A 16483-nucleotide genomic window follows, 5' to 3' on the forward strand; every position below is an offset into this window, starting at 1 on the left:
CCACATTCTTCAGCAGAGCAGTAGTGGCATGACCCCGAGAGAGCAAGAGATCCAGCGCCGTACCGAGCTGTCGGAAACCCGCGTGACCAAAGCGGTGTTCCCGCCCAGCACCAACCATCACAACACCCTGTTCGGCGGCACCGCGCTGGCCTGGATGGACGAGGTGTCGTTCATCGCCGCCACGCGTTTTTGCCGCCTGCCGCTGGTGACCGTGTCCAGCGATCGCATCGACTTCAAGCACGCGATCCCTGCCGGCTCAATCGTCGAACTGGTCGGCCGGGTGATCAAGGCCGGCAACACCAGCCTCAAGGTCGAAGTGGAAGTATTCGTCGAAGGCATGTACTGCGGCGGTCGGGAGAAGGCCATTACCGGCGTGTTCAGCTTCGTCGCCATCGGCGAGGACAAGAAGCCGGTGCCGGTGCTGCCGGATTTCGCATGAGAGAAGGCGCCCACGGGCGCCTTTGCTTTTTCAGTCTTCGGGGGCGATCAGGGCCAGCAGCGTCCAGTCTGCGGCCGGGGTGAAGTTCAGCTCGGCGCTGGCGACGTGGAACCAGCCGCGCGAGTCGAAGGCCAGCAGCAGTGTGGCGCGTTCGCCATGCAGGGCCTGGTAATCGCTCCAGCCGAAGCTGTCGGTGAGGGTCGTGGCGCGTACTTCCGCGCCACGGGCCAGGGCGCTGGCCAGCTGGCCATAGCTCTGCGCCGGATACCCGAACGGCTGGCCGCGATGCTCGTCGCTGGTCCTGTGCTTCTCGCTGAGGCGCTGCTCGCGCTGGCTCGGCAGGTAATAGAGGTTGGCCTTGCCGAAGTCAGGGCGGAAACGTGTGCAGGCCGTGCCGTTCTGCTCGCTGGAGGGTGACAGGGCGAGCAGTTGGCCGAGGCCGATCAGGTCGAGGTGGGCGTCGGCATGCTGCGACGCGGGATTGCCGAAATAGGTGGGCAGCCCGTCCATGCGTGCGGCGCTGATGTTCTCCCAGCTGGAGTCGGTCAGCAGCACGCGCTGGTCGCGCTGCTGCAGGGCCTTGCCGATGGCGCGGGCCACCGGGTTGGCGCCGATGAGCAGAAAGCCGCGTGGCGACGGTTCGGCCACCTTGAGCAGGCGGGCCAGGGGGCGGGCGGTGGCACTCTGCAGTACCACCGTGCCGATGATCACCAGGAAGGTCAGTGGCACCAGCAGGTGAGCCTGCTCCAGGCCATGCAATTTCAGGCGCTCGGCGAAGATGGCGGAGACCGCGGCGGCGACTATGCCGCGCGGGGCGATCCAGGCCAGCAGGGCGCGCTCGCGCCAGTTCAGGCTGGAGCCAAAGGTGCTGAGGGCCACGCACAGGGGCCGTGCGACGAACTGGATCAGCGCCAGTAGCACCAGGGTCGACGGCCCCAGGGCGACCAGCGCGGCGAGATCCAGGCGTGCCGCCAGCAGGATGAACAGGCCGGAGATCAGCAGCACGCTGAGGTTCTCCTTGAAGTGCAGGATGTGCTTCACGTCCACCCCGCGCATGTTCGCCAGCCACATGCCCATCACCGTCACCGCCAGCAGGCCGGACTCGTGCACCAGCAGGTTGGCGGCGATGAAGATGCCCAGCACCGCGGCCAGCGCGCCGAGGTTCTCCAAATATTCCGGAAGCCAGCGGCGGCGCAGTGTTTGGCCGAACGACCAGCCGCCGGAGGCGCCGAACAGCGCGCCACAGGCGATCACCTCGGCGAAGGTCAGCAGGCTCTGCCCCAGTGGGGCGCCACCGCTGCGGCTGGCGATGAAGCTGTAGACCACCACGGCCAGCAGGGCGCCGATCGGGTCGATGACGATGCCTTCCCAGCGCAGGATGTTGGCAACCGCGGTGTTCGGACGCATGACCCGCAGCATGGGCACTATCACCGTGGGGCCGGTGACCAGGGTCAGGGTGCCGAACAGCACGGCGAGGTCCCAGGGGAAACCCAGCAGATAGTGGGTGGCGCAGGCGATCACCGCCCAGGTCGCCAGGGCGCCGAGAGTCACCATGCGCCTGACCACGCCGCCGATCTCTTGCCACTCGCTGAGTTTGAGGGTCAGGCTGCCTTCGAACAGGATCAGCGCCACCGCCAGCGACACCAATGGGAACAGTAGGGGGCCGAACAGCTTCTGCGGGTCCAGCCAGCCGAGCAGGGGGCCGGCGAGGATGCCGCACAGCAGCAGGAAGAGAATCGCCGGCAGGCGCAGGCGCCAGGCCAGCCACTGGCTGGCCAGCGCGGCCGCGGCGATGCCGCCGATGCCGAGCAGGATCTGGGTCTCGTTCATCAGGACTCCTTGTCTCTGGAAGTGCCCATCGCTGGAGTTGCGGCTCGGGGCTGTGGAAGACTAGCCCGCCATTTAGTCGGAAAGACAGTCGCGCAATGCCCATTCTGGATCATCACCTGATCGACCGCTTCCTCGACGCCCTGTGGCTGGAGAAGGGCCTGTCGCCGCATACCCGTTCCGCCTATCGCAGCGACCTCGGGCATTTCCACGCCTGGCTGCAGGAGCGTGGCCTGGAGCTTGAGAGCGCCGGCCGTGAGGTCATTCTCGATCACCTGGCCTGGCGCCTGGAGCAGGGTTACAAGGCCCGCTCCACGGCGCGCCTGCTCTCCGGCCTGCGGGGCTTCTACCGTTATCTGCTGCGCGACGGGCTGATCGGCGAGGACCCGACGCTGCAGGTGGATCTGCCCCAACTCGGTCGGCCATTGCCCAAGTCACTGTCCGAGGCCGATGTGGAAGCGCTACTGGCGGCGCCGGAGCTGGAGGACCCGATCGGCCTGCGCGACCGCGCCATGCTCGAAGTGCTCTATGCCTGCGGCCTGCGGGTCACCGAGCTGGTGTCGTTGACCCTGGAGCAGGTCAACCTGCGCCAGGGCGTGCTGCGCGTGTTCGGCAAGGGCAGCAAGGAGCGCCTGGTGCCGCTGGGTGAAGAGGCGATTGTCTGGATCGAGCGCTATGTGCGCGAGGCACGACCGCTGCTGCTGGATGGTCGGCCCAGCGATGTGCTGTTCCCCAGCCTGCGTGGCGAGCAAATGACCCGCCAGACCTTCTGGTACCGCATCAAGCACCAGGCCAAGGTGGCCGGCATTCTCAAGCCGTTGTCGCCACATACCCTGCGCCACGCCTTCGCCACCCATCTGCTCAACCACGGCGCCGACCTGCGGGTGGTGCAGATGCTGCTGGGCCATAGCGATCTATCGACCACGCAGATCTACACCCATATCGCTCGTGCGCGGTTGCAGGAGCTGCATGCCCAGCACCATCCCAGGGGGTGAGTGCACTCCGTCACGTCAGCAGGGCCGCCCAGCGTCTGCGGTCGGCTGCGCGGGTGCGCTGTGGTAGGCTGGGGGCACTGTCATAGGAGTGTTCCATGTCCGTTATTCGTGTTCTGGGCGGTGCCGTTCTGGGTCTCGCCGCTTCCGTCGCCTTCGCCGCCGATCCTGACCAGGCGATTCGCGCCACCCTGACCAAGCTGCAGCCCGATATGCCCATCGAGGCCATCGCCGAGAGCCCGATGAGCGGCCTGTATCAGGTCCATCTGAAAGGCGGTCGCCTGCTCTACGCCAGTGCCGACGGCCAGTTCCTGATGCAGGGCAACCTCTATCAGTTCAAGGGCAACGATGCGGTCAACCTGACCCGCCAGGCCGAGAGCAAGGGCGTGGCCAAGGAAATCAATAGCATTCCTACCAGCGAGATGGTGGTGTTTTCGCCCAAGGAGCCAGCCAAGGCACATATCACCGTATTCACCGATACCGACTGCGGCTACTGCCAGAAACTGCACAGCGAAGTTCCGGAGCTCAACCGCCGTGGCATCGAGGTGCGTTACGTGGCCTTCCCGCGCCAGGGGCTCGAGAGCCACGGCTACAACACCCTGGTCAGCGTCTGGTGCGCCAAGGATCGCCAGGCGGCCATGAATCAGGCCAAGTCCCGTCAGGAGCTGCCGGCAGCTACCTGTGATAACCCGGTGGCCAAACAGTACCAGCTGGGCCAGATGATCGGCGTCAACGGCACGCCGGCCATCGTCATGGGCAATGGTGAGCTGATTCCGGGCTACCAACCGGCACCCGAGCTGGCGAAAGCTGCCCTGGAGGCCAAGTAATCGGGCCTTCGGTTCGATTGACCTGGGGTCTGGCGCTTCGTAAAGTGCGGCTCTTTTGTGCGGCCGGGGCTCGCCCCGGCCGTTTCGTGTAGGCAGATGGGGAAAACAACGTGAAACCGGTGAAAGTGGGCATCTGTGGGTTGGGTACCGTCGGTGGCGGTACCTTCAATGTACTCAAACGCAACGCCGAGGAGATTGCCCGCCGTGCCGGGCGTGGAATCGAAGTCGCGCAGATTGCCGCTCGTCGCCCCAACCCGAAGTGTGAAACCGGTGCCACCCCCATCACCGCCGACATCTTCGACGTGGCCAACAACCCGGAAATCGACGTGGTCATCGAGCTGATCGGTGGCTATACCCTGGCCCACGAGCTGGTGCTCAAGGCCATCGAGAACGGCAAGCATGTGGTCACCGCCAACAAGGCGCTGATCGCCGTGCACGGCAACGAGATCTTCGCCAAGGCCCGCGAGAAGGGCGTTATCGTCGCCTTCGAAGCCGCCGTGGCCGGCGGTATCCCGGTGATCAAGGCGATCCGCGAAGGCCTGGCTGCCAACCGTATCAACTGGCTGGCCGGCATCATCAACGGCACCGGCAACTTCATCCTCACCGAGATGCGCGAGAAGGGCCGTGCCTTCTCCGATGTATTGAAGGAAGCCCAGGCCCTCGGTTACGCCGAGGCCGATCCGACCTTCGACGTCGAAGGCATCGACGCCGCCCACAAGCTGACCATCCTCGCCTCCATCGCCTTCGGCATCCCGCTGCAGTTCGACAAGGCCTACACCGAGGGCATCAGCAAGCTGACCAGCGCCGACGTCAACTACGCCGAGGCCCTGGGCTACCGCATCAAGCACCTCGGCGTGGCCCGTCGCACCGAGGCCGGCATCGAGCTGCGCGTGCACCCGACGCTGATCCCGGCCGATCGCCTGATCGCCAACGTCAACGGCGTGATGAACGCGGTGATGGTCAACGGCGATGCCGCCGGCAGCACCCTGTTCTATGGTGCCGGCGCCGGCATGGAGCCGACCGCCTCGTCCGTGGTCGCCGACCTGGTCGACGTGGTTCGCGCCATGACCAGCGATCCGACCAACCGCGTGCCGCACCTGGCCTTCCAGCCGGATTCGCTGTCTGACCACCCGATCCTGCCGATCGCCGAGTGCGAGAGCGCCTACTACCTGCGCATCCAGGCCAAGGATCACCCGGGCGTGCTGGCCCAGGTGGCGAGCATCCTCTCGGAGCGCGGTATCAACATCGAATCGATCATGCAGAAAGAGGCCGAAGAGCACGACGGTCTGGTCCCGATGATCCTGGTTACCCACCGGGTCGTCGAGTCGCGTATCGACGACGCCATCGCCGCCCTCGAAGGGCTGGCCGATGTGGTTGGCAAAGTCGTGCGTATCCGCGTCGAGCAACTGGTCTGAGGTAGAAAGTCATGCGTTATATCAGCACCCGCGGCCAGGCCCCGGCCCTCAACTTCGAAGACGTCCTGCTGGCCGGCCTGGCCAGCGACGGCGGCCTGTATGTGCCGGAAAATCTGCCGCGCTTCACCCAGGAAGAGATCGCTTCCTGGGCCGGCCTGCCGTACCACGAGCTGGCCTTCCGGGTGATGCGCCCGTTCGTTGCCGGCAGCATCGCCGATGCCGATTTCAAGAAGATCCTCGAAGAGACCTACGGCGTGTTCGCCCACAACGCCGTGGCGCCGCTGCGCCAGCTCAACGGCAACGAATGGGTGCTGGAGCTGTTCCACGGCCCGACCCTGGCCTTCAAGGACTTCGCCCTGCAGCTGCTCGGTCGCCTGCTCGACCACGTGCTGAGCAAGCGCGGCGAGCGCGTGGTGATCATGGGCGCCACCAGCGGCGACACCGGTTCGGCCGCCATCGAAGGCTGCAAGGCCTGCGAGCACGTCGACATCTTCATCATGCACCCGCACAACCGTGTGTCCGAGGTGCAGCGCCGGCAGATGACCACCATTCTCGGCGAGAACATCCACAACATCGCCATCGAAGGCAACTTCGACGACTGCCAGGAGATGGTCAAGGCCAGCTTCGCCGACCAGGGCTTCCTCAAGGGCACTCGCCTGGTGGCGGTCAACTCGATCAACTGGGCGCGGATCATGGCCCAGATCGTCTACTACTTCCACGCAGCCCTGCAGCTGGGCGGCCCGGCGCGTTCCATCGCGTTCTCGGTGCCGACCGGCAACTTCGGCGACATCTTCGCCGGCTACCTGGCGCGCAATATGGGCCTGCCGATCAGCCAGCTGATCGTCGCCACCAACCGCAACGACATCCTGCACCGCTTCATGAGCGGCAATCAGTACGTCAAGGGCACCCTGCACCCGACCTTGTCGCCGTCGATGGACATCATGGTCTCGTCCAACTTCGAGCGCCTGCTGTTCGACCTGCACGGCCGTAACGGCGCGGCCATCGCCGGCCTGATGGACACCTTCAAGCAAGGTGGCGGCTTCAGCGTCGAGGAAGACCGCTGGACCGAGGCGCGCAAATTGTTCGATTCCCTGGCCGTCAACGACGAGCAGACCTGCGAGACCATCGCCGAGGTGTACAAGGAGTGCGGCGAGCTGCTCGACCCGCACACCGCCATCGGCGTGCGTGCCGCGCGTGAGTGCCGCCGCAGCCTGGCGGTGCCGATGGTCACCCTGGGCACCGCGCACCCGGTCAAGTTCCCGGAAGCGGTGGAGAAGGCCGGCATCGACGCGGTTCCGGCCCTGCCGCCGCACCTGACCGACCTGTTCCAGCGCGACGAGCGCTGCACCGTGCTGGCCAACGACCTGCAGACCGTGCAGCAGTTCGTCGCCGCCCACGGCAACCGCGGCAAGCCGCTGTAAGGTTGAGCCGTGACGAAGAGCCCCGCCCAGTGCGGGGCTTTTTTATGGGCGGTGCATGGCCCTGTAGTAGCCAGCTGTTACCCTGGCTCGGGTGAGGCGGCGCAGATTGGTGCCACATTCACCCAGAGGAGGCAGCTGTCATGACGGCGAAGAAGATCCTGATGCTGGTCGGCGACTACGTCGAAGATTACGAGACCATGGTGCCGTTCCAGGCACTGCAGATGGTCGGCCATACCGTGCACGCGGTGTGCCCCGGCAAGAGCGCCGGGCAGACCGTGCGCACCGCGATCCACGACTTCGAGGGCGACCAGACCTACAGCGAGAAGCCGGGGCACAACTTCGCCCTCAACTTCGACTTCGCCAAGGTCTCCGAGGGCGCCTATGACGGCCTGTTGATTCCCGGCGGCCGTTCCCCCGAGTACCTGCGCCTGAATGCCGAGGTGATCGCCCTGGTGCAGGCCTTCGCCAAGGCTGGCAAGCCGATCGCCGCCGTCTGCCACGGCGCCCAGTTGCTGGCCGCCGCCGACGTGCTCAAGGGCCGTGGCTGCAGCGCCTACCCCGCCTGCGCGCCGGAAGTGCGCCTGGCCGGTGGCGAGTACGTGGAGGTGCCGATGGATGGCGTGCACGTCGACGGCAACCTGGTCACCGCTCCCGCCTGGCCGGCGCACCCGGCCTGGCTGGCGGCGTTCCTGAAGGTATTGGGCTGAGAGAGGAGGGCAGTGCGATGTGCGAACTCTATGTGAAGGCCGACCCCATCCTCTACGAGTCGCGCTCGCGCTCCCTGCGCATCCGTGGGGTGGTTACCACCCTGCGTCTAGAAAATCAGTTCTGGGACATCCTGCGCGAGATCGCCGAGGTCGACGGCATGACCACCAACCAGCTGATCACCAAGCTGTACGAGGAGGTCATGGACTACCGTGGCGAAGTGATCAACTTCGCTTCCTTCCTGCGCGTCAGCTGCACCCGCTTCCTGGCGCAGCGGCCGCAACAGAGCGCCGAGGTGCTCAGCCTGGTGCGGTCGCGCTAGGGGCGTTGAAGGCTTGTAGGAGCGAGCTCTGCTCGCGAAGCTCTTGCGCGGCCATTCGCGAGCAGAGCTCGCTCCTACGGGAAGCTGGTGAGTGCCCACAAAAAAGTGCCGGTGTCAATTCTTTCGAGCAAATCAAGAAGGACTTGAAACCGTATATGGGACAGTAGGTTAGCTCCTTTCGGGGCCGCTTAGAAGAAGAGCGGCGTTGTCGGCTAGGAGCGACATAGGAGCGTTGGGAGAGAAAGCCGCATCGCACTGTGTAGTGCTGGATTGCCGAGGAACGGCGGGCCTGTCGCATCATCATAGCCCAACAGGCTCGGCGGCATCCAGAATGAAGAACGCGCAGCCTGGGCTGCGCGTTCGATGGATGCCGTTGAATAGCATGCGGTGCAATCATGGCGGCTTCGGTGGTGTGCTGCGGGTCGCCGTGCCCTTCCTGAATCCTCGATCCCCCGCCATGAACGCTTCCAGCATATGCGGGATCAGCGTCGCCGCATCAACGGCCTCGCCATACGCCTGCGCGTGTAGCGCGGCGTAGCGGTCGAGGTCGACTTTCAAGCTGGTCGGGCAAACGAAAGTCAGCTTGGTGCTCTCGGTCTTCGGCAGCGGGCCGAGCCGCAGCTTCTTGGTCGTGCTCATCGTGAAGTCCCCCGGTTGAAGAACAGCGGCTGGTACGGCCGCAGCACCAGATCCCGGTTGACGATGATGCGAACCGGCAGGCCCGGCCGTTGCGTTAAGGTCGGCTGGATGTTGAGGTTGCGCCGGGTCATCTCCTGGCCGACCTGATTGATGCTGTCCTGCGCGCTGTCGCGCCCAGCGATGATGACGCGATCACCATCCTGCCGGTTCTCCGGCGCGGCCAGCTCGGCACCGACGCCCAGCAGCGTGGTGAGTGCCGCACCGGCAAAGATGCGGCCCCAGTGGTAGTCCACATCGTCCTCCAGCCCGGCATAGCCGGCTGGGTCGGTGCCGGCCAGGTTGTCGAGCGTGAGCGAAGACGTGTCCGGCAGGATGATCCGGTTCCAGACGACTTGAACGCGGCTCTGCCCGTAGCTGACCTGGCTGTTGTATTTGCCCAGGATGCGCGAACCCTGCGGAATCAGCAGGAAGCGCCCGGTGGCTGTGTCATAGACCGGCTCCGTCACCGTGGCGATCACGTCGCCGGGCAAGTCCGACTTGATGCCCGTCACCAAGGCACCTGCGACCACTGTTCCGGCCATAACCTGATACGGCGAAATTGGCAGAGTCAGATTGCCGGAATTACGGGTTTCAGTGGGGCCAGCTTTCATGAAAGCCTCTTTCTGGTCTTGCCGGTTTTGCACCGCTGTCGGGTCAGCAGGTTGGGCCGCCGTGGAGGCCGGCCCGGCCGCCAGCGGGTCAAACGCCGCATTGGCGGCGAAGCCCGGCGCAGCGGCCACCTGTGTCTGCGCTACCGGCGCCGCATTCTGCCCACCCGAGCGGAAGAACACGGACGAGGCCGCGGCCGCCTCGGCTTCTTTTCGCAGGGCATCGTTCGGGTCGTGACCGGGGGCCGCGTAGGCAGCCGTCGCCGGTTGCTGCGACTTCACGATAGCCGGGCCAAGATCGCCCGGCAGCGGTGGCCCTAGTTCGGGAACGGCAGGCAGCAACGCCGGCGGCAGCTTGGAATAGTCCGTCGGCAGCGCATCCAGTCCTTCCGACTTTGACACGCGATCGACGTTGTAAAGCTCGGTCTGCTCGCCTGTGCTGCGTCGATGAGGTTGCAGCGACCACATCAGCGCGCCGAGCACGGCGACCGCTAGGACGCCGGCAAGGATGGCCAGCGAGCGCCGGTTCAGGCGTGTGACTGGACGCGGCTGGGCGCGCAGCGCCACTGCCTCCGGCGCCACCTTGTCCGCCTGCGGCGCGGCAAGGTCGGGAGTGTCATCCTGGCTCATGGTCAGTTCCTCCGTGCAACACCATCGGTGCGCTCGATCCGCACCACGTCGCCGCCATCGCCGCCCAGCCGCAGTTCGGCCGCGCCGAACAGGCGATCCACGACGTAGTACGGCGAGCGAAAACGGTAGTTCACCAGTTGCCCGTCGCCCTGCGCGCCGATGACAAACAGCGGCGGCAGCTCGCCCTGGGCGATGCCCGGCGGGAACTGGATATAGACCTTCTCTCCATCATCGAAGGCGCGCAGAGGCTTCCACGGCGGGTTGCTGCCCGATACCGCGTAGCGGAAGCGGATCTTGTCCAGCGACAGGCCCGTATCGACAGGCGTTGTTGCCTGCGCTGCCTGCGCCTGGCGCTGCAACGCGAGCATTCGGTCTTTCGGATAGTCCCAGGACACCGACGCCATCCATGCCCTCTCGGTCGAGGTCAGCTCCAGCAGGTAGGTGCGCCGACTGGTGGTGATGACGAGATTGGTTTTCAGACCGGAGCGGATAGGCTTGACCAGCACATTGACGCGCAGATCGGCCCCGCCGCCGCTGGACGTGTCGCCCACGATCCAGCGCACGGTATCGCCGGCGGCGACCGTTACCAGTTCCTCGCCCGGTTGAAGCGAAACCACCGTCACGCGCCCCGGCGACGCATAGACCTGATAAAGCGCGCCATCGGTGAACGGCCACACCTGAATCGCGTTGACGTAGCCCTCACGGGTAGGCGCGATACGCGCTTCTGCATTGGCACGGGAAACGCGCACCTTTTCGTCGGCCGGCTCCGGCGCAACGGGGGCCTCATCGAGTTCCGGCAGGGGCTTCAACTGCGCCGGCAGCGCCAGCGGTTCAGGGACGGCGACGACTTCGACGGGCTTGGGCGGTTCGGGCAACGGCTGGGCCAGCACCGTCTCGTCGAGCGAGATGGATGGCGGCGGCTTCCCCTGCGAGGCGCAGCCCGCGAGGGCCAGCAGCGTCAAAGGAACAACGTAAAGGCGGAAACGAAGTTTCATGGTTTGGCTCCTTCGGAAGAATCCAGTTCGCGGCTCCATGACAGGCCGTTGACGTAGATACCCAATGGGTTCTTGAGCAGGCGCTGTTCAGTACGCGGGGTTTGCAGGACGGTCGAAAGCACGGCGTTCCAGCGTTCGGTGCCGGCGGGCGCACCGTTGACATAGCGCTGCTCTGTCCAGCGCACGTTGAAAGACGTGTCGCTCGCGCGAACCACGCTGGTGATTTGCACCGTTACCGATTCCTTGCCGATGCGGGCGAATGGGTCATTGGTGCGGGCGTAGTCGTTGAGCACCGCCGCGCCCTTGTCGGTGGTGTAGTCGTAGGCATCGAGCCAGTTCTGCCGCACCACGATGGGGTCGATGGACAGCGAGCGAACCAGCGTCACGAAGCGCGCCAGGTGGTGCGCGATCTGCGCGTCGCCGGGCCGGTACGGCGTGGCGGCCTCTCCCACGGCGCGCACCTGCCCGGCTTGATCGACCTCGATGACATAGGGCGTCACGATGGACTGCGCCGAGCGCCACACCAGGCCGCCGGCCATCAACAGCGCGAGCACTAGGCAGCCGAAGGCCATCAGGCGCCAATTCTTCGCCTGCACGCGGGCGGAGCCGATACGGTCGTCCCACACCTGGGCGGCGGCTTGATACGGGGTGGCAGGCTGCGGCGTATCGGCGTAGCGCACCTGCGGTCGTTTGAATCGCATGGGTGTTCTCCTTGAAGGTTAGGTATCGGAATCCCGCAGGCTCGGGCCTTGCCCGGAGCCGCCGCCGTCGCCGCCGCGCAGCGTGTGGGCGGCAGTGGTCGCGGCATGGGTAGCCTGCTGGCGGCGGTGCATCCGCTTGGCCCAGGCCGGTTGCTGTTGCTTCTGCGAGCCTGCGGTGCCGTCTGCGGTCTGGCCGGGGCCAGCACCGTCGCTGCCGGCTTCTGTGCCGTTCCAGCCAGCGCGGAAGGAGTCGGCCACCTTCTGCCCAACAGCGGAAGCACCAGAGGTGACGCTGCGGCCTGCGGCTTGTGCGCCAGTCTTGGCGACATTGCCGAGGCCAGCCGCCGCGCCCTTGGCACCGCCGCCGGCCGCAGCGGAACCGGCCTGGAACGCCGATCGGGCACTGCCGGCCGCCGAAGTCGCGGCACGCGCACCGGCACCGGCCAGCTTTGCGGCCGCCGGGGCCATTCGTGCCCCGGCCATGACGGCGCCGCCCACGCCCGTTACGGCGGCGCCGATGGCAACGCCGGTGCCGACAGCCCCGACCGCAGCACCAGCCATCGCGCCCGCACCAAGCTGTGGCGCACCGGACACCAGGCCGGTGGCGATACCGGGGCCGAAAATGCCCAGCGCCAGCAGCGCGAGCGAGGCCAGCATCACGACCAGCGCGTGGTCGATGGATGGTTCGTCGGGATGCACCTGGAACTCGGCGAACAGGCCTGAACCGATGCCGACGATGACGGCCAGCACCAAGACCTTGATGCCTGACGACACCACGTTGCCTAGCACCTTTTCCGCGAGGAACGAGGTCTTGTTCCAGAGTGCAAACGGGATCAAGACGAAGCCGGCGAGCGTAGTCAGTTTGAACTCGATCAGCGTGATGAAAAGCTGTACGGCCAGCACGAAGAAGCAGAGGATCACCACCAGCCAGGCGATGAACAGAACCACGATAGGGTCGATGTTCACGAACACCTCGGGGAACCCAGCCATGTCCCCGATCTGTTCCAGAATCGGCGCGGCTGCGTCGATGCCGGTCTTCGCCAGCCGGCCCGGCTGAAGGAAGTTCTCCATCGTGATGGCCGAGCCGGTAGCGGTAATTCCCAAGCCGGCGAACGAGCGGAACACGATGCTCGCCAGCCAGTTGAAGTTGCCGATGATGTAGGCGAACGCGCCGACACAGAGCACCTTGCGCAGCAGCTTGGCGATCACGTCGTCGCCCTGGCCGGTGGCGTGGCTCATGGCCCAATACAGGCCAGCGATCGTCATGTCGATGACGATGAGCGTGGCGGTGAGAAATGCCACTTCGCCCTGCAATAAGCCGAAGCCCGAGTCGATGTAGCGCGAGAACGTATCGAGGAAACGGTCGATGATGGTCACGTCGTTCATGGCGAATCCTCGGGCGGAGTGAGCGGAACGGCGCCCTCTGGCAATTCATCTGCGGGCGTATCGAAGCTCGGCGGAATCGGCGGGAGTTCAGCCAGCGAGTTGTATTCATCCGGCCCGGTATGGCCGGCGAAGAAGCGCCGCCGGAAGGCTTCAGCGGCGGCGCGGCAGGCATCCTCGCCCACGGCCTGCCGGTCGGCCGCGCATTGCCCGCGCAACGCCTTGAGCCGCACCGGATCTGCGGCCAGGGCGTCGGCCAGGTTCTCGGCCGGCTGCTGGCCGCACGCGGTCAGCAGCACGGCCATCAGGACGGAAGCGCATCGCATGGCCGCCTCCGGTCAGTTGTTATAGAAGTTGACGGACTGCGGCGTGTACGGCGTGCCGGTGCCCAGAAAGCGCCGCCGCACTTCGCGGGCGCGCTCCATAGCCGCCGCTTGCCGCGCCAGTTCCAGTGAAGCGGCCCGGTCTTGCGTGATCTGGAGCTGCTGCGCCTGGATCGACTGCTTGGCCTGCAAAGCCAGGAGCTGGTTCGTCGCCTGCATCGCTTGCAGCGCGCCGGTGGCCGACTGGCTCTGGCTCACGAGATCGGCCAGCGCGCTTTCGTCTTGGGCGAGGTTCTGCGACACCTGCGCCTGCATCCGCATCGCGGTGTGCAAGCCGTTCAAGGTGTTCTGCCAGCGTTCGCGGGCGTCCTGTGCCATGCGGTCGCCGCTGATGGTGGCGGCGTACTGTTCCGGGTACAGGCGGGCGAACGTGGCATCCATGCTCTGCACGTCGTAGGCCAAGCCGCGCGCCTCGGCGATCAGGCGCTCGGTGGTGGCGAGCGTCGAGCGCAGGCGGTTGACGATGTTGAAGTCGAGATTTGCCAGGTTCCTGGCCTGGTTCATCAACATCTGCGCCTCGTTCTGAAGCTGGTTGATCTGGTTGTTGATCTGTTCCAGCGTGCGCACGGCGGTCAGCGTGTTCTGCACGAAGTTGGACGGGTCGAACACCGTCAGCGCGGATGCGGGCTGCACGGCCAGCAGCGATACCGACAGCACGGCAGCGAGTGAGACAGAGAGCAAACGGGGCTTGGTCTTCATGGTGAAACCTCCAGCGGTTGAGAAGCGAGAAAGGAAGCTGCCGCCGGAGCGGACGGCAGCAGGTCGGCGGCCCAGCCGAGGCCGCGATGGCGCAGCCACGCGCCGGCGAAGCCGGGAGCGCCGGCCTGCGTCAGCACGCGGTCAATATCGCGTTGGTCTTGAGGGGTGGATGCGCCCGCGAATGCGAGCGCGACAGGCCCCAGGTCGAGGTCGAACAGGCGATTGCCGAGGCGCGACTGGTAGTAGTAATCGCGCTTGGGCTGTGCGGTCGCCACGATCTCAATCTGGCGGCTGTTCAAGCCGAAGCCTTCGTAGATCGTGCGAATCTGCGGCTCGGTGGCCTGCGGGTTAGGTAAGAAGATCCTGCTCGCGCAGCTTTCGATGATGGCTGGCGCGATGGTCGAGTCCTTGATGTCGGCCAGCGACTGCGTGGCAAAGATGACGCTGACGTTCTTTTTTCTGAGCGTCTTGAGCCATTGCCGGATGCGGGCCGCGAAGGACGGCTCATCGAGGAACAGCCACGCTTCATCGAGGATCAGCAGCGTGGGCGCGCCGTCAAAACGTTCGTCGAAGCGGGCGAACAGGTAGCGCAGCACTGCTTGCACGGCGGCGGGGCTGTGCATCAGTTCTTCCATCTCAAAGCCCTGCACGTCGGCCATGCCCAGCCGGTCGTGGTCAGCGTCCAGCAGCTTGCCGTGGGCGCCGCCCAACACATAGGGCGCGAGCGCTTGGCGCAGCGCGTTGGACTGCAATAACACCGACAAGCCGGTCATGGTGCGCTGCTCCACTGGCGCACCGGCAAGGCTTCGCAGCGCCGACCAAATGGCAGCCTTCTCGTCCGGGCCGACCGTCACGCCTTCGTGCAGCAGCCGGCCCTCCACCCATTCGGCGGCCCAGGTGCGGTAGCCCTCGTGGGCTATTCGCGCGAGTGGCTGGAAGGCGATGCCGCCATCGGCACCGAGGTCGTAGTGCTCACCGCCAAGGCCGAGGATGGTGGCGCGCATCGAGCGCCCCATGTCGAAGGCGAAGATCCGCGAGCCGAAGTAGCGCCGGAACTGCATGGCCAATATGGCGAGCAGCACCGACTTGCCCATGCCGGTCGGCCCGGCGACAAGGGTGTGCCCCACGTCGCCGATGTGCGTCACCAGCCGGAACGGCGTCGCGCCATCGGTGCGGGTGACGATCAGCGGCGGGCCATCGAGGTGTTCGTTCTTCTCCGGCCCAGCCCATACCGCTGACATCGGCATCATGTGCGCCAGGTTCAGCGTCGAAACGATGGGCTGACGCACGTTCGCGTATGCGTTGCCGGGGACGGACGACAGCCAGGCATCGACTGCGTTGAGGGTTTCGGGGATGGTCACGAAACCCCGGCCCTGGATGACGCGCTCCACCATGCGCAGCTTCTCGTCGGCCACGGCCGGGTCGGCGTCGAGCACCGTCACCGTGGCGGTGAGGTAGCCGAAGGCGACTTGATCGCTGCCCAGCTCCTGCAAGGCGGCATCGGCGTCGGCGGCCTTGTTGCTGGCATCGGTATCGACCAGCGGGCTTTCCTGCTGAAAGATCGTTTCGCGCAGCAGCGCGATGACGTTCTTGCGCTTGGCGAACCATTGGCGCCGCAAGCGCCCCAATTCCCGTTCCGCCTCGGCTTTGTCCAGGCACAGGAAGCGCGTACTCCAGCGATACGCAAAGCCCAGGCGGTTGAGGTCGTCCAAGATCCCCGGCCAGGTCGAGGTCGGGAAGCCTCGTACCGACACCACGCGCAGGTGCTGATCGCCCAGCATGGGCGCCAGGCCGCCGACCAGCGCGGCATCGGCCAGCAGTGCGTCGATATGGAACGGCACGTCGGGCACGCCGACGCGATAGCGCCGCGTGGAGACTGTGGCATGCAGGTAGGTCAGCGTCTGGCTATCGTCCAGCCAGGCAATCTCCGGCATCACACCATCGAGCAGGTCGAACACGCGATCGGTCTCTGCCACGAAGGAATCAAGCCGACCACGCCAGTCCACACCCTCAGTGGGCCGGTTCTCGTACAGCATCCCAGCCGCACGGGCGCGAGACTCTTGCGGCGGTAGGTGTTGCAACGTGAAGTGATAGACGCTCTCGAAATGGCCATCCGACTCCTCGAACGCCGCGCGTCGCTCCTCATCCACCAGCCAGGACAGTGGTTCGGGAAAGGAGGATTGCGGATAGCTCGATGCCCGCATCCGCTCGGCCTCGATATAGAAGGCCCAGCCAGACCCGGTACGGCGAAGCGCGTTGTTCTGCCGCGCCGACGTGGCAATCAGCTCGCCCTGTGTCGCACTGTCCAAGTCGGGGCCGCGAAACTGGAACGTGCGTTGAAACGAACCATCTTTGTTCAGCACAACGCCCGGCGCGACCAGCCCGGCCCAGGGCAGCCAGTCGGCAAGCAAGGCCGGGCGCTGACGATATTCGGCAAGGTTCAGCATGGCGTCCTCCC

General features: G+C 65.7%; 16 protein-coding genes. 7 read left to right on the plus strand and 9 right to left on the minus strand.

Going from position 1 to position 16483, the window contains the following annotated elements; all coding sequences use genetic code 11:
* The first annotated feature begins 28 nt into the window (after positions 1 to 28).
* The gene (locus N7607_RS04280) at positions 29 to 439 is read left to right on the plus strand and encodes an acyl-CoA thioesterase (RefSeq protein ID WP_192397946.1); all 411 of its coding nucleotides are present in this window, start codon (positions 29 to 31) and stop codon (positions 437 to 439) included.
* Positions 440 to 469: 30 nt separating this feature from the next.
* Here the strand turns inward: N7607_RS04280 and N7607_RS04285 are convergent, their stop codons facing one another.
* Positions 470 to 2269 (minus strand): sodium:proton antiporter, encoded by a 1800-nt coding sequence (locus N7607_RS04285; RefSeq protein ID WP_279864257.1) that lies wholly within the window; start codon positions 2267 to 2269, stop codon positions 470 to 472.
* Between the two features lie 95 nt (positions 2270 to 2364).
* On the opposite strand from N7607_RS04285, the gene xerD reads away from it, so the two are divergent.
* From xerD to N7607_RS04315, 6 genes are all read left to right on the plus strand, one after another.
* Entirely contained in the window at positions 2365 to 3261 is an 897-nt protein-coding gene (xerD, locus tag N7607_RS04290; protein ID WP_279864256.1) for a site-specific tyrosine recombinase XerD, read from the plus strand.
* Between the two features lie 95 nt (positions 3262 to 3356).
* The gene (locus tag N7607_RS04295; RefSeq protein ID WP_279864255.1) at positions 3357 to 4085 is read left to right on the plus strand and encodes a thioredoxin fold domain-containing protein; all 729 of its coding nucleotides are present in this window, start codon (positions 3357 to 3359) and stop codon (positions 4083 to 4085) included.
* A gap of 110 nt (positions 4086 to 4195) precedes the next feature.
* A complete protein-coding gene (locus tag N7607_RS04300; RefSeq protein WP_279864254.1) occupies positions 4196 to 5500 on the plus strand; it encodes a homoserine dehydrogenase in 1305 nt (434 codons plus the stop codon).
* Positions 5501 to 5511: 11 nt separating this feature from the next.
* The gene (gene thrC / locus N7607_RS04305) at positions 5512 to 6921 is read left to right on the plus strand and encodes a threonine synthase (protein WP_279864253.1); all 1410 of its coding nucleotides are present in this window, start codon (positions 5512 to 5514) and stop codon (positions 6919 to 6921) included.
* A 140-nt stretch (positions 6922 to 7061) separates the two neighbouring features.
* Entirely contained in the window at positions 7062 to 7628 is a 567-nt protein-coding gene (locus tag N7607_RS04310) for a DJ-1/PfpI family protein (RefSeq protein ID WP_279864252.1), read from the plus strand.
* 17 nt (positions 7629 to 7645) lie between these two features.
* Positions 7646 to 7948: a ribbon-helix-helix domain-containing protein gene (locus N7607_RS04315; protein WP_279864251.1), complete on the plus strand. Its 303-nt coding sequence runs from the start codon at positions 7646 to 7648 to the stop codon at positions 7946 to 7948.
* Between the two features lie 393 nt (positions 7949 to 8341).
* Here the strand turns inward: N7607_RS04315 and N7607_RS04320 are convergent, their stop codons facing one another.
* The 8 genes from N7607_RS04320 to trbE are packed head-to-tail and all read right to left on the minus strand — an operon-like array spanning position 8342 to position 16472.
* Entirely contained in the window at positions 8342 to 8587 is a 246-nt protein-coding gene (locus tag N7607_RS04320) for a DUF2274 domain-containing protein (protein ID WP_000108283.1), read from the minus strand.
* On the minus strand, positions 8584 to 9864 hold the full coding sequence (locus N7607_RS04325) for a TrbI/VirB10 family protein (RefSeq protein WP_003092274.1): 1281 nt from the start codon (positions 9862 to 9864) through the stop codon (positions 8584 to 8586). The genes N7607_RS04320 and N7607_RS04325 overlap by 4 nt, the downstream gene beginning before the upstream one ends.
* A gap of 2 nt (positions 9865 to 9866) precedes the next feature.
* Positions 9867 to 10859 (minus strand): P-type conjugative transfer protein TrbG, encoded by a 993-nt coding sequence (trbG, locus tag N7607_RS04330; protein ID WP_000776560.1) that lies wholly within the window; start codon positions 10857 to 10859, stop codon positions 9867 to 9869.
* Positions 10856 to 11560: a conjugal transfer protein TrbF gene (trbF, locus tag N7607_RS04335; protein ID WP_001211312.1), complete on the minus strand. Its 705-nt coding sequence runs from the start codon at positions 11558 to 11560 to the stop codon at positions 10856 to 10858. Before trbF ends, trbG begins: the two co-directional genes overlap by 4 nt.
* An 18-nt stretch (positions 11561 to 11578) precedes the next feature.
* Positions 11579 to 12946 (minus strand): P-type conjugative transfer protein TrbL, encoded by a 1368-nt coding sequence (trbL, locus tag N7607_RS04340; RefSeq protein ID WP_023093366.1) that lies wholly within the window; start codon positions 12944 to 12946, stop codon positions 11579 to 11581.
* Positions 12943 to 13269, minus strand: coding sequence for a hypothetical protein (locus tag N7607_RS04345; protein ID WP_014603538.1), 327 nt, complete (start codon positions 13267 to 13269; stop codon positions 12943 to 12945). The genes trbL and N7607_RS04345 overlap by 4 nt, the downstream gene beginning before the upstream one ends.
* 12 nt (positions 13270 to 13281) lie before the next feature.
* The gene (trbJ, locus tag N7607_RS04350) at positions 13282 to 14025 is read right to left on the minus strand and encodes a P-type conjugative transfer protein TrbJ (RefSeq protein ID WP_003092277.1); all 744 of its coding nucleotides are present in this window, start codon (positions 14023 to 14025) and stop codon (positions 13282 to 13284) included.
* Positions 14022 to 16472: a conjugal transfer protein TrbE gene (gene trbE / locus N7607_RS04355; RefSeq protein WP_000933135.1), complete on the minus strand. Its 2451-nt coding sequence runs from the start codon at positions 16470 to 16472 to the stop codon at positions 14022 to 14024. The genes trbJ and trbE overlap by 4 nt, the downstream gene beginning before the upstream one ends.
* Between the last annotated feature and the right edge of the window lie 11 nt (positions 16473 to 16483).

This window comes from Pseudomonas sp. GD04019 (assembly GCF_029837695.1).
Classification (GTDB): domain Bacteria; phylum Pseudomonadota; class Gammaproteobacteria; order Pseudomonadales; family Pseudomonadaceae; genus Aquipseudomonas.

Bases quoted from the DNA above. Each gene is read 5' to 3' on its own strand.
- xerD (WP_279864256.1), top strand. From the start codon at position 2,365: ATGCCCATTCTGGATCATCACCTGATCGACCGCTTCCTCGACGCCCTG.
- thrC (WP_279864253.1), top strand. From the start codon at position 5,512: ATGCGTTATATCAGCACCCGCGGCCAGGCCCCGGCCCTCAACTTCGAA.
- N7607_RS04285 (WP_279864257.1), bottom strand. From the start codon at position 2,269: ATGAACGAGACCCAGATCCTGCTCGGCATCGGCGGCATCGCCGCGGCC.
- N7607_RS04315 (WP_279864251.1), top strand. From the start codon at position 7,646: ATGTGCGAACTCTATGTGAAGGCCGACCCCATCCTCTACGAGTCGCGC.
- N7607_RS04345 (WP_014603538.1), bottom strand. From the start codon at position 13,269: ATGCGATGCGCTTCCGTCCTGATGGCCGTGCTGCTGACCGCGTGCGGC.
- trbJ (WP_003092277.1), bottom strand. From the start codon at position 14,025: ATGAAGACCAAGCCCCGTTTGCTCTCTGTCTCACTCGCTGCCGTGCTG.
- trbL (WP_023093366.1), bottom strand. From the start codon at position 12,946: ATGAACGACGTGACCATCATCGACCGTTTCCTCGATACGTTCTCGCGC.
- N7607_RS04320 (WP_000108283.1), bottom strand. From the start codon at position 8,587: ATGAGCACGACCAAGAAGCTGCGGCTCGGCCCGCTGCCGAAGACCGAG.
- N7607_RS04280 (WP_192397946.1), top strand. From the start codon at position 29: ATGACCCCGAGAGAGCAAGAGATCCAGCGCCGTACCGAGCTGTCGGAA.
- trbF (WP_001211312.1), bottom strand. From the start codon at position 11,560: ATGCGATTCAAACGACCGCAGGTGCGCTACGCCGATACGCCGCAGCCT.
- N7607_RS04325 (WP_003092274.1), bottom strand. From the start codon at position 9,864: ATGAGCCAGGATGACACTCCCGACCTTGCCGCGCCGCAGGCGGACAAG.
- N7607_RS04295 (WP_279864255.1), top strand. From the start codon at position 3,357: ATGTCCGTTATTCGTGTTCTGGGCGGTGCCGTTCTGGGTCTCGCCGCT.
- trbE (WP_000933135.1), bottom strand. From the start codon at position 16,472: ATGCTGAACCTTGCCGAATATCGTCAGCGCCCGGCCTTGCTTGCCGAC.
- N7607_RS04310 (WP_279864252.1), top strand. From the start codon at position 7,062: ATGACGGCGAAGAAGATCCTGATGCTGGTCGGCGACTACGTCGAAGAT.
- trbG (WP_000776560.1), bottom strand. From the start codon at position 10,859: ATGAAACTTCGTTTCCGCCTTTACGTTGTTCCTTTGACGCTGCTGGCC.